Source organism: Halorubrum sp. CBA1125 (genome assembly GCF_009742825.1).
Classification (GTDB): Archaea; Halobacteriota; Halobacteria; order Halobacteriales; family Haloferacaceae; genus Halorubrum.
In genome coordinates this window covers 1-11,768 of the sequence record NZ_WPCE01000087.1, presented here as the reverse complement: position 1 = coordinate 11,768, position 11,768 = coordinate 1, and the positions used below count along the sequence as shown (strand labels likewise).

Below are 11,768 nucleotides of genomic sequence, written 5' to 3'. Positions count from 1 at the left end.
AGTACTCGTCGACGGCGTCGTTGAACGAATCGAAGCCGACGCTCGGGAGGTCCTCGTGCTCCGCGAGCGGGAACGGAGTGACGTCGACGACGCGGGTCTCCGGATCCTCTGTATCGTCGCCGACCACCTCCTCGTAGATCCGCGGGTCGATATCGCCGGACCGGAGCCGTTCGCCGACCCGGGAGAGCGCGTCGTGGAGCGCGCGGAGCTGATCGTCGGTGACCTCGTCGATCGGCGTCTCCTTCTCGACGTCGGCGCGGGCGCACACCTCCTCGGCGTAGAGCCCGCCGAGGTTGAGCTGGGTCGCGAGCGTCCGGACGACGTCGGTGTCCGATTCCCGCATGTGCCGCTCGAACCCGCCGAGGCTCACGTCGAGCGGGTTCAGCCGCGAGGCGGGGTACTCGTACTGCGCGCCGGGCGCGACCGTTCGGGACTTGAGCCGGACGGTCGAGAGCGCCCCGACGACCTCGCCGGTCTCGTCGAGCGCGGCGACGTTGCCCTGGCCGAACAGCTCGGCGACGAGCGTCGTGTTCTGGTCCTCGCGCTCGAACTCGAACGTGAGGATGCGGTCGAACTCGTACTGTTCGACGCCCGCGAAGTCGGCGCCGGACAGCCGGTTGCGCAGCATCTTCGCGAAGTTGGGCGGCCGCCCGGGCGCGTCGGCGACGTGCTCCGGGTCCGCGACGTGTGCGCGCTTCACCTCGCCGACCTCGATCAACAGCTCGACCCGGCCGCGGTCGAAGTCGCGGAGCTTCAGCCGGAGCAGGTCGTCGTCGTAGCGGTACGCCTTGTCGACCTTCGCACCCTCGTACCGGTTGAGCTCGGTGACGAGCGCGCCGAGGTCGATGCTCGACAGCTCCCGCTTCGGGTCCATACGCCGTCAACACGGGGGCCGGAAAAAGACGTGTCGTTGTGGGACGTGGACGCCCCACCGCTTTCCTCGCGAGCGACGAGGGGAACCCGCCGCTACAGCCCCTCGGTGCGGCGGAGCACAGCGCGGACCTCGCCCGGGGTGGCGTACGGACCCCCCTGCACGCGGTGGTCGGGCAGGACCACGGGGACCGGATTCTCCCGGAGCGCCTCGGTCACGAGCTCGACGTCGTCGGGGTCGTTGTCGTCGAGGGCGGCGAGCCGCGCGAGGCGGCTCACCGACACTTCCTCCCCGTACGGCACGTCCCGGAGGACTTCGAGGACGGCCCGACGGTCGGTGGGTACCGTGAGCCCGACCGCGACGTCGGCGAACTCGTCGCGCTCCCCGCGGAGGTACGCGCCGATCCGGTCGAGCAGCTCGTGGTCGTCGCCCGCGTCCGACGGGGTCTCGGCCGGAAACGACACCGAGATGACCCGTCCGCCCGCGAAGCCGACCTCGACCGCCCGATCGATCGCGTCGAACTCGCGGGCGAAGACGCCCGACGTTCCGGTGGTGTCCATACGGGTCCCACGTCGGTGGCGACGGGTAAAACGTTGGGCGACGTCGCCGCCTCGACTCGGCCGGCGGCGGTGCCGCTCGTGTACGTCCGATACACACGCCTCCCCAACAGTTATTGCCTCTTTCTCTGTATGTTAACACATGACGGCACAGGACGGGAGGTACGTCGTCGTCAGAGTAAAGAACAACCACGAGGCGATGACGGTCCGGGATCCCGTCCGGAACAGCACGTTCCACGTGGTCGAGTGCGACTCCGACGACCTCACGAACCTGCTCGACGAGGTCGGACGCGGCGACGAGGTCCGGCTCGAGCTGCGACGGGTCGGTCGTCGAGGGAACGCCTGGTGTGTGGTGGACGCGGACCCGCTCACCGAAGCGGCGGGCGCGGGCGTGTCTTCCGGATCCGAGGACCGATGCGTGTCCCCCGCCGACGAGGACGAAGACGTTCCCCCCGACGACGGGAGTGAAGATATCGCCTCGGACGACGAGACGGACCGGATCGTCGGGTGCTGATCGCACGTCCCACCCACGCGCCGACCGCGAGGCCGGCGGTCGCCGCGACCGCGACGGCGCGCCCAGACGACATCTCTTCCACCCAGACGAACCCTCCCCCAGACGATATCCCCTCTCCCAGACGAATCCTCCTCTACTCAGACGATCTCTCCTTCCCGGGACAGATCGGCACCGCAGACGATCCGGGTGAAGCGGGTGTGCCCGCAAGTCTTATGAACAGATACGTTCATTAGTGTACAGTAATGGACGATACAACCGAGCTGGCCCCGGCGGTGCGGTCGATCCTGTCGGCCGCCCGAGACCGGGCCGCCGAGGGCCGAAACGGTGACGTCGCCGTCGAGCCCCGGGACCTGCGGGCCGCGTTCGACCGCGCCGAGGCTGACGGCCGCGTCCCGGTGATCGCCGAGGTGAAGCCGACGAGCCCGACGACCGAGGGCGTCCGCGAGGATGACCCCGTGGCGCTCGCAACGGAGATGGTCGCCGGCGGGGCGGCCGCGCTCAGCGTGCTCACCGAGCCGGAGCACTTCGGCGGGAGCGTCGACACGCTCGAACGGGTTCGCGAGGCGGTCGACGTGCCCGTCCTCCGGAAGGACTTCGTCGTCGACGAGTCGCAGCTCGACGCCGTCGAGAGCGACGTGGTCCTGCTCATCGCCCGGTTCGTCGGCGACGACCTCCCCGACCTCCTCGCCGCCGCGCGCGACCGAGGGTTCCAGGTGCTCGTCGAGGTCCACGACCGCAAGGAGCTGACGGCCGCGCTCGACGCGGGCGCGACGACGGTCGGGGTGAACAACCGTGACCTCGCGAGGCTGGAGGTGGATCTCGGAACCTTCGAGTCGGTGGCGCCACACGTCCCCGACGACGTGACGCTCGTCGCCGAGAGCGGGATCGGCTCGCCCGCGGACGCCGCCGGATGCGGGCCGCCGGTGCCGACGCGCTGCTGGTCGGCAGTGCGATCATGGACGGCGACGTGGCAGCGAACACGCGCGAGCTGACGCGGGCCGAGGCGGACGCGGAAACGACCACGGAGACCACGGAGTCACCCACATGAGCGAGACCGACACCCAGACGACGGACGGAACGGAGACGGCGCGACGCCCCGGCCGCGAGCGCGGGCGCGAGGACGGGAAGTTCGGCCGCTACGGCGGCCAGTACGTCCCCGAGGCGCTGATGCCGGCGATCGAAGAGCTGACCGACGCCTACGAGCGGTACGTCCTCGACAACGAGGACGGCTTCATGGACGAGTTCCGCCGACGGCTCGCCGACTTCGGCGGCCGCCCCACGCCGCTCCAGCGGGCCGACCGGCTCTCCGAGCGCTACGGCCGAGACGTGTACCTCAAGCGCGAGGACCTCCTCCACGGCGGTGCCCACAAGCTGAACAACGCCCTGGGGCAGGCGCTGCTCGCGAAGTACATGGGCAAAGAGCGGATCATCGCGGAGACGGGCGCCGGCCAGCACGGCACCGCGACCGCGATGGCGGCCGCCCACCTCGACATGCCCTGTACGATCTACATGGGCGAGCGCGACATCAACCGCCAGCGCCCCAACGTCTTCCGGATGAAGCTCAACGGCGCCGAGGTGAAGCCGGTCACGACGGGCCGCGGGACGCTGAAGGAGGCGATCTCCGAGACGATGCGCGACTGGGCCGCGACCGTCGAAGACACCCACTACGTCATCGGGAGCGTCGTGGGGCCACACCCCTTCCCGGTGATGGTCCGCGACTTCCAGGCGGTCATCTCCGAGGAGGCGCGCGAGCAGGCGCGAGAGAAGACGGGACAGCTCCCGACCGACATCGTCGCCTGTGCCGGCGGCGGCTCGAACACGATGGGCGCGTTCGCGGGCTTCGTCGACGACGGGGCCGTCAGCCTCCACGCGGTCGAGGCCGGCGGCTCGACGCTGGAGGTCGACGAGGAGGCGGGCGTCGCGCCCAACTCCGCGTCCCTGTACACCGGCGAGGAGGGCGTGCTCCACGGCGCGCGCACCAAGCTCCTCCAAGACCGCGACGGGCAGATCATGGAGAGCCACTCGGTCTCCTCCGGGCTCGACTACGCCGGCGTCGGGCCAGAACTCGCCTATCTCGTCGACGAGGGGCGGGTGAACCCGGTCGCGGTCGACGACGACGCCGCCCTGGCGGGGTTCCACCGGCTCTCCCGGACCGAGGGGATCATCCCCGCGCTGGAGACCGCCCACGCCTTCGGCTTCTTAGAGGACCACCACGAGGAACTCGGCGATCGCGTCGTCGTCAACGTCTCCGGACGCGGCGACAAGGACCTGGAGGCGGTCATCGAGGAGACGGACCAGCGGGAGATCGCGGGCGCGCCGGACATGTCGATGTTCACGGAGGGGATCTGAGATGGCGGACGAGCCGACCGCCACCGGAGACGGCGACCGTTCCGACTCTGCCGACCCCGCCGACTCCGCCGCCCGCGTCACTGCCGAGGGCACCCGTGCCAACTCCGCCGCCATCGCCGAGGCGTTCGCGGACGGGCCGGCGTACGTTCCGTACCTCGTGGTCGGCGACCCCGACGCGGCGTCCTCGAAGGCGTACGTCGAGGCGCTCGATCGCGGCGGGGCCGACGTGATCGAGCTCGGGCTCCCCTTCTCCGAGCCGATCGCCGAGGGGCCGACGATCCAGGAGGCGCTCGTCCGCGCGCTCGACGCCGGGATGACGCCGGACCGGTTCTTCGCGTTCGCCGAGGGGCTCGACGTCGACGCCGCGCTGGTCTGTATGACCTACTACAACCTGATCTACCAGTACGGCGCGGCGTCGGGCCCCCGCCCCTTCGTCGAGCGAGCCGCTGCGGCCGGCATCGAGGGGCTCGTCGTTCCGGATCTCCCCGCAGAGGAGGCGGACCCGCTGCGAGAGGCCTGCGACGAGTTCGGGCTCGACCTGGTGTTCATCGTCGCGCCGACGACCCGCGGCGACCGGCTCGACCGGATCATGGAGCGCGTGTCGGGCTACGTCTACGTGCAGGCGCGGCTGGGGACCACGGGCGCCCGCAGCGACGTCTCCGAGCAGACCACCGAGAGCCTCGACCGCCTGTCCGGCTACGACGTGCCGAAGGCGGTCGGCTTCGGCATCTCGACGGGCGAACACGCCGAGCGCATCGTCGCCGGCGGCGCCGACGGCGTCATCGTCGGGTCGGCGCTCGTCGACATCGTGGGCGACGGCGTGGCGAACGACCGTCCGACAGCGGCGGTGGCCGACCGGCTGGAGTCGCTCTCCCGAGAGCTGAAGGAGGGGGCCGAGCGGGGGTACGCGGCCCGGGTCGGCGCCGCCGAGTCACAGTGACCGGTGGGGGCGGCTAACGGAATCGCGGCGAGATCTCGGCGGGGTCACGAGGGAGTCCCGTGGGGTTCGTCCGACCCCGTCGCGGTTCGAGCCAATACGTCCCCGAACGAAACCCACTTACCTTCGATTGCCACAGGTTCACACAACGACCGAACACACCATGACAGCAGGACACACAGCACGACTCGAGCGCATCTCCACGAACGACCGATACCTTATCGTTCCCATGGACCACGGAATCACGATGGGCGCCGTACGGGGCCTCGTCGACATCGAGTCGACGATCGACGGCGTCACCGCCGGCGGCGCGGACGCGGTGCTCACCCAGCGCGGCATCGCGGGACGCGTCCACCCCAACAAGAACGACGCGGGCTACATCGTTCACCTCAACGGGTCGACGACGATCGGCCCCGACGAGAACGACAAGCGCGTCACCGGCACCGTCGAGGACGCGGTCCGGGCGGGCGCGGACGCCGTCTCGTTCCACATCAACGTCGGCTCCGACCACGAGCCGGACCAGATCGAAGAGCTGGCGGAGCTCACCTCGGCCGCCGAGCGGCTGGGACTCCCGGTGCTCGCGATGGCGTACGCCCGCGGCCCCGGCGTCGACGAGTCCGACCCCGAGTCGCTCGGGCACGCCGTCCGGCTCGCAGAGGAACTGGGCGCCGACGTGGTGAAGACGGGGTACTCCGGCGACGGCGACTCGTTCGCGCGCGTCACCGAGTCGACGCGGCTCCCGGTCGTCATCGCCGGCGGCTCGAAGGGGACCGACCGGCAGACGATCGAGATGGTCCGCGGCGCGATGGACGGCGACGCCGCGGGCGTGTCGATGGGGCGGTCGATCTTCCAGCACGAGAACCCGGAGGGGATCGCCCGCGCCGTGTCCGCGGTCGTCCACGAGGACGCGCCCGTCGACGAGGCGCTCGCGGCCGGCGGCCTCGTCGAGGTCTGAGTCGGCTCCGGACCGAGGACCGACCACGGACGTCCCGCCTAGAGGTACTCTTTGATCTCCGCTTCGATCGCCGTCACGCGCTCGCGGTCGAACGTCCACGCGCCGAGCCACTCGTTCGGATCGACCTCGATCGCGACGAGCGCCGCGGTCCGGGCCTCCGACCGGTGGAGGACGAACCACGTGTGCTCGTGGTCGACGGCGTAACCGGCGTGGATCTTCAGCCTGGATCCGCGCGGCGGGAGCCAGTCGGGGACACCGTACACGTGCACGTCGGCCGCCCCCGTACCCAGCGTCCGGTAGACGTTCTCGGTGCCGCGCTCGTCGCGGATGCGCGAGAGCCGCTGGAAGGAGGCGCGGTGGGTCCCGCCGTGATCGGCGGAGAGCCGTTCGATGTACCGGGAGATGAGGATGAGCGGGAGCTTCTCCGAGTTGGACTCCGGGAATCCCCTGACGTGGAACGTCGTGTCGGTCAGTGCTCCGATGACGTCCGGGAGTTCGATCTCTTCGATCCCGACCGCGCCCGTGATGTACAGGTCCGAGTTGACGTGGAGGATCGTCCGTTCGAGGGCGTCGAGCGGCGACCGGGCGACGACTTCGCCGTCCCGCAACAGGAGGACCCGGTCGTACGCGGCGCTGGCGTCCGCGTCGTCTCGGTCGTCCCCTTCGTCGGTAGCGGTGACGAACTCGATCGGCTGTCGTTCGAACAGGGAGCGGAGCATCCGATCGGTCGGCTGCGGTCGCCTGTCCCCGACGACGGCCAGCGAGAGGGAGTCGTCCGGGTCGCCGTCGAGGAACCCGCTCAGGTGCGATCCCGTGGGAAGCGACATCACCACTGTGGATTCTCCGCCCACGCCCTTGAGTCGTTCCCCGGGCGTTCGGTGATACGAACGGCGTGTGAACACGGGGCGTGTGTCGTCTATGAGAAACGCTATCAACCGTCACCAAGCGCCATTCAGAGGAGTCGACCGAGGAGGTTCCGCTCGGCGCGCTGGAGGTGTTCGTTGACGGTCGAGGGGTCGAGCCCCATCTCGGACGCGACCTCCTCGGCCGAGACGTCCTTCGGCACCTCGTAGTAACCCATCTCCCAGGCCGTCTCCAGGACTTCGCGCTGGCGGGCCGTCAGGTCGTCCAGTGGATAGTCCGGGCCGTCGTACCTGCCGATCCGCTGGAGGCTAAGCGAGACCCCCGCCTTTTCGTACTCCTGCAATTGCCCGGAGATCGCGTCGTGAGGACCGACCAGCGACATCGTGGCGCTCCGGTCGTCGACGTCCGGATCGCACGTCCCGATGAGGTCGTCTGTCGTCTCTTCGAGGTTCTCCGGGAGTTCCGGGGCAGTGAACGAGACGAGGTACAGGTGCGAGTCGTCTCGCTCGGTGACGTGATTCCACCGGTCGACACACTCGATCCCGGTCAACCGCTCCTCCTCGATTCTCGTTTCCACCTCGACCTGGAGAACTGCTCCCGTGCCACGGCAGGCGAGTTCGTCGACGGTCCGGAGTCCAGCCTCCCGGGTCAGTGACAGGAGTTCGCCGACCCCCATCGCTTCGAATTCCGTGTCGGTGACACTGACCTCGGCTTCGCGCATACCGTTCACTTGAACGGGGAGCGCCTACAGTGTTGTGCCCAGTATACTGGGCAGTCGCTCAGACGACGAGCGCGCTGGCGACGTCCGTCGCCCCAGCCAGCGGCAGCGCGACCGTCGCCGCGGGCACGTCGGCAGCCCACTGTTCGTACGCCTCCCGGTCGGGGAAGGCTCTGACATAAGGGCAGATCGCAGCGTACCCGTCTTCCAGCGTCGGATCGCCGCCGGACCGTTCGCCGGCGTGCTCGTCGATGCCGAGCGAGAAGACGGCGTCCGTCGGCGTCACCGAGAGTTCGTCGCTCCCGACGGCGCGCGCTTCGACGACCGTGCCGCCGGGACTCACCGTGTGAACATCGACCGGTCGCTCCTCGACGGCAGCCAGAATGACCGCGTCGTAGAAACACTGGAAGTAGTACCGCTCGTCGCCGACATCGCCCCAGTGGTCCGTCTCCGCACTGGCGTGACACAACTCCTCGACGGCGATCGACCCGCCACCGGTCAGACGACGGATCTCGGTCGCCCACTCGCCGAGGGTATCGACCGACTCTTTGCCGACGAACCGCCCGAGCGCTGACTGCAGGTCCGCGGGCAGCGGTACGTCGAGCACGTCGGATCCGTCGAGCCAGCGGTCGGTAGTCCGTCCGCGACTCGTCGTCTGCGCCTCGCCGGTACAGCACGCACCCGCGTGGTTCTGCGTCGTGATGTCGTTCTGTGAGTCACACATCGTCTTCCAGTCGGAACGACGTGACGGATGCGCGTGGTCCTTGCTCCCAGTGACGTGGGGGACTTTTTGCGATCTGCCGAGACGGGATAGCGCCTCAGGTGGGCACGCTCAGTCGGACCGCGTGTTCCCGAGCAGACTGCCCAGCGCGCTCAGACCCGCGACGTAGACGAAGGCGACGCCGGCCGCTCCGGCGATGACGAACGCCCGAGACAGCCCGAGGTCCGGTCCCGGCAGCGCGATTCCGGGAGACGCTGCGAGGGAGAGACCGACGAGAAGGTACGGGAGGAAGGCGACGAACCCGGCGATCGCTCCGACGGCGACTCCGTTCCGACCGGTATCACGGTTGAGGTACCCCGCTATCCCGCCACCGAGGACCTCCGACAGCGGCAAAAACGAGAGAACGGCGGCCACGGTGCCGCCGACGAGCCCGTCGCGGAGGGTACGCCAGCGCGTCTCTGGTCGGGGGTGACTGTCCGGTTCACGAGTTCGCTGGTGGTCTGAAACACTCATCGTGGAACCCGTTCGTATCCACGTGCTCCCCAGCACGGAGACTTGCTCCCACTGGAGTGGGACCGTTTATAAGCCGTTCCGAAGCTATTTCCGATGACTCTCTTTCGTCAGTACCTCGTGCGGCTTTATCTTCAGAATGATACGGTTCGTTCTGTCACCCAGATACTCCTCGTGACCGCGATAGCGCTGCTCGAGGGAATCGATGTGTTCGGCGGCGTTTTCATCGGTCATGGCGTCGACCTCGCCGTAGAGTGACAGCGCTCGGTACGGGTCCTCGTCGTCGGTGATGCTCACCCCGATCCGCGGATCTTTCTGCACGTTGACGTGCTTCTGCCGTCCCTTCGCAGTGTTTACGAGTACGCGTTCGGTGTCGGCGTCGTAATCGATCCAGACGGGCGTCACGTGGGGCATCCCGTTCGGCATGAGCGTTGCGACGTGCGCGAACGTCTTCTTCTCGAACAGGTCCAGGTACGAACGAGGGATCTCCGACATACTCCGTATACCGCGGACTGACACACTATATATCACAGGGGAACCTGTCACGTACGAATTATCTCCGCGTCACGTTCGGCCGGATACAGAGCGAGAGTACATTCGAGTTCAGCGGGTTGGGGCGTTTTGGGTCCAAACTGCCCTCTCCTACTCTCACTCACGGAATCCGAGTAGTCGAAGGCCGTTCAGGGAAACGAGGACCGTCGATCCCTCGTGGCCAACCACGGCGAGGGGTAGCGGGGTCCCCCGTAGCAGGATCGCGCCGAAGGCGATCGCGAGGTTGACAGTCAGCGTCCGGCGTGTCCTGCGTCCTAGGCCGAGAACGTAGGGTTCCTCCCCGATGTTTACCATCCAGCCGATGAGGCGTTCTCGGTGTTCTCGGTAGTCGGTCAACTGGCGTTGTGACAGGTATTCTTCGGAGGGTTTGGTGACCACCCGGATACCCGCCTTTTTGACTTGAGACATATGGTTCTCGTTGTGTTGAGAACCGGTGAAAACGCAACACTGCGAAGCCGTGTAGGTCCGGGTGCGAGAATTGAACCCGCGTCTCAGCCTCCACAAGGCTGAAGGATAGTCCACTACCCTAACCCGGACACGCGTCGATACCTATCTCGCTTCGATAAATAACGGTTACGACTCCCGGACGGGCGTGCGACGGGATGTCGTCGATCAGACTGGCGCCCCCGTCACAGTCGTTCCTTGGTCGCCACCGAGTCGGAGACGACCACACCGCTTTTGCCGGCCGACGGCGTAGACGCCGGTAACCCGTGGCCTTTCCCGACAAGATCTACGTGAAGAACCACCGGCAGCTCGCCTCCCAGCTGGAGACGAACGTCCCGAAGGGCGCGTTCGCCGGGGCGACCCTCGACCTGCTTTTCACCGGTGACGGGCTCTCGAAGCTCGACTCCACGACCCGCGACCGCATCCTCGACTTCGCCGAGGACTTCCTCGACTGCGACTGTCAGGCGAACCCCTACTGCGGCTGTCCCGAGGAGAAGTTCATGCGCTACGTCCTCGAACTCCGCGCCGAGGGGCTCGGTCCGCAGGCGATCGTCGACGTGATGACCGACGACTACATGGTGTACGCGTACACCGGCGACGTGCTCTCGTTCCTCGACGACTCGGTGCGAACGCTGGAGGCCGTCGAGACGCTCGCCGACGTCGAGGGTAACGATGAGATGTCCGATCGGGCGCGGCGGGCGAAGCGGGAGCTGTCGGGATAAGCCGGGTCGGTCGCTGCTGGGATTTCTGTCGATCGATTATAGATTTCCGACCCCGGATCGAGAGCGAATATCTTCAAAGCCCCAGCCGGGAGGGCGACGCACGCTCGTTGCGCTCCTCAGTCGCTCGTTTCACTCGCTCCTTGCGGTGCTTGCGTCGCCGCCGCCGCCCTCCCGGCTGCCCCTTTGAGTCCCGCCCCGCACAACACCTCACGCCTCCCCAACCTCGTCGGTCGCCCTTCGTTTCGCTCGGGCGACCGACTCCCTCGCACGCGCTCCTCGCGCCTTATCAGGGCGCTCGGAGGCGCGCGCCGTCGCGGTTCCCTTATGAGTAGAAAACGACCCCGTAGCGGTTTCTGCCCGGTCCACCGCGTTCCCGGCCGCGTGGAGCGGTCGAACGGTCTAAGTGCGCGCGAGCCCGAGCGCGACCAATGACTCGGCCCGCGTGGCTGACCTTCAGGCGATACGCGGCGGCGACGACGGGGATGACGCTGGTGTTGTTCGCGCTCGGCGTTTACACCGCGGCCACCGGCTCCGGCCTGGCGTGTGAGGCCCAGTGGCCGCTGTGTGCCGACCAGTTCATCCCGACGCTCACGATCAACCCGGACTTCATCGAGTGGTTCCACCGCGTATGGGCGATGGTCACCGGCTTCCTGATCGTCGGCGTCGCCGGCTGGACGTGGCTCGGGAGCTTCGACCGCCGGACGCGGCTGGCGGCGACGCTCGCGGTCGCGATCCTCCCGCTGCAGATCACGGTGGGCGCGATCACGGTCACCCTCGGCGGGCTCGTCCCCGGCGGCTACACGGTGTCGACGCACGCGGCCCACCTGATCGTCGCGCTGTGCATCTTCACGCTGCTCGGCCTGGCGACGATCTGGGGGAGGCGGGCGCGGCTCCCCGCGGTTGCTCCGGCTCGCGGCGGGGATCGCCGTCGCCGGGGTCCTCGCGAGCGGGATCTTCTCGCGGGCGGTCCCGTTCGTCACCTACGCGCCGGTCGCGCAGGCCGGCTTCTACGTCGCCGGGCTCGCGGGTCACCTCGGGCTCGTCGTCACGGTCG

Annotated in this window: 12 protein-coding genes, 1 tRNA gene and 3 pseudogenes; 7 read left to right on the top strand and 9 right to left on the bottom strand. The window is 68.2% G+C overall.

What is annotated here, in order from left to right; translation table 11 throughout:
- Both GJ633_RS09325 and GJ633_RS09320 read right to left on the bottom strand, forming a co-directional pair.
- Window positions 1–874: NFACT family protein (locus GJ633_RS09325; RefSeq protein ID WP_197431309.1), on the bottom strand; the 874-nt coding region annotated here is incomplete at its 3' end.
- A 92-nt stretch (window positions 875–966) separates the two neighbouring features.
- Window positions 967–1,431: an MGMT family protein gene (locus GJ633_RS09320; RefSeq protein WP_156588595.1), complete on the bottom strand. Its 465-nt coding sequence runs from the start codon at window positions 1,429–1,431 to the stop codon at window positions 967–969.
- Between the two features lie 139 nt (window positions 1,432–1,570).
- Here GJ633_RS09320 and GJ633_RS17170 point away from each other — a divergent pair, with 139 nt between their 5' ends.
- The 5 genes and pseudogenes from GJ633_RS17170 (at window position 1,571) to GJ633_RS09295 (ending at window position 6,183) form a co-directional block, all read left to right on the top strand.
- The gene (locus GJ633_RS17170; RefSeq protein ID WP_197431308.1) at window positions 1,571–1,942 is read left to right on the top strand and encodes a hypothetical protein; all 372 of its coding nucleotides are present in this window, start codon (window positions 1,571–1,573) and stop codon (window positions 1,940–1,942) included.
- Between the two features lie 242 nt (window positions 1,943–2,184).
- Window positions 2,185–2,990 (top strand): annotated as a pseudogene (trpC, locus tag GJ633_RS09310) (indole-3-glycerol phosphate synthase).
- Entirely contained in the window at window positions 2,987–4,291 is a 1,305-nt protein-coding gene (gene trpB / locus GJ633_RS09305) for a tryptophan synthase subunit beta (protein ID WP_156588594.1), read from the top strand. Before trpC ends, trpB begins: the two are co-directional and overlap by 4 nt.
- A 1-nt stretch (window position 4,292) precedes the next feature.
- Entirely contained in the window at window positions 4,293–5,231 is a 939-nt protein-coding gene (gene trpA / locus GJ633_RS09300) for a tryptophan synthase subunit alpha (protein WP_156588593.1), read from the top strand.
- 160 nt (window positions 5,232–5,391) lie between these two features.
- Entirely contained in the window at window positions 5,392–6,183 is a 792-nt protein-coding gene (locus GJ633_RS09295) for a 2-amino-3,7-dideoxy-D-threo-hept-6-ulosonate synthase (RefSeq protein WP_156588592.1), read from the top strand.
- Window positions 6,184–6,221: 38 nt separating this feature from the next.
- Here GJ633_RS09295 and GJ633_RS09290 read toward each other — a convergent pair whose 3' ends face one another.
- The 7 genes and pseudogenes from GJ633_RS09290 to GJ633_RS09260 all read right to left on the bottom strand — a co-directional run bounded on the left by GJ633_RS09290 (window position 6,222) and on the right by GJ633_RS09260 (window position 10,084).
- The gene (locus GJ633_RS09290; RefSeq protein WP_231741316.1) at window positions 6,222–7,010 is read right to left on the bottom strand and encodes a histidine kinase; all 789 of its coding nucleotides are present in this window, start codon (window positions 7,008–7,010) and stop codon (window positions 6,222–6,224) included.
- 125 nt (window positions 7,011–7,135) lie between these two features.
- Window positions 7,136–7,768, bottom strand: coding sequence for a helix-turn-helix domain-containing protein (locus tag GJ633_RS09285; protein ID WP_156588591.1), 633 nt, complete (start codon window positions 7,766–7,768; stop codon window positions 7,136–7,138).
- A gap of 58 nt (window positions 7,769–7,826) precedes the next feature.
- Window positions 7,827–8,489, bottom strand: coding sequence for an organomercurial lyase (merB, locus tag GJ633_RS09280; protein WP_156588590.1), 663 nt, complete (start codon window positions 8,487–8,489; stop codon window positions 7,827–7,829).
- Window positions 8,490–8,597: 108 nt separating this feature from the next.
- The gene (locus tag GJ633_RS09275; RefSeq protein WP_156588589.1) at window positions 8,598–8,999 is read right to left on the bottom strand and encodes a DUF5518 domain-containing protein; all 402 of its coding nucleotides are present in this window, start codon (window positions 8,997–8,999) and stop codon (window positions 8,598–8,600) included.
- An 84-nt stretch (window positions 9,000–9,083) separates the two neighbouring features.
- Entirely contained in the window at window positions 9,084–9,491 is a 408-nt protein-coding gene (locus tag GJ633_RS09270) for a PPOX class F420-dependent oxidoreductase (RefSeq protein WP_156588588.1), read from the bottom strand.
- A 153-nt stretch (window positions 9,492–9,644) separates the two neighbouring features.
- Window positions 9,645–9,824 (bottom strand): annotated as a pseudogene (locus GJ633_RS18505) (hypothetical protein); the annotation flags it as partial.
- Window positions 9,825–10,011: 187 nt separating this feature from the next.
- Window positions 10,012–10,084, bottom strand: a tRNA-His gene (locus GJ633_RS09260).
- 174 nt (window positions 10,085–10,258) lie between these two features.
- On the opposite strand from GJ633_RS09260, the gene GJ633_RS09255 reads away from it, so the two are divergent.
- Window positions 10,259–10,714, top strand: coding sequence for a DUF5814 domain-containing protein (locus GJ633_RS09255; protein WP_321168997.1), 456 nt, complete (start codon window positions 10,259–10,261; stop codon window positions 10,712–10,714).
- 482 nt (window positions 10,715–11,196) lie between these two features.
- Window positions 11,197–11,768, top strand: a pseudogene (locus GJ633_RS09250) (COX15/CtaA family protein); the annotation flags it as partial.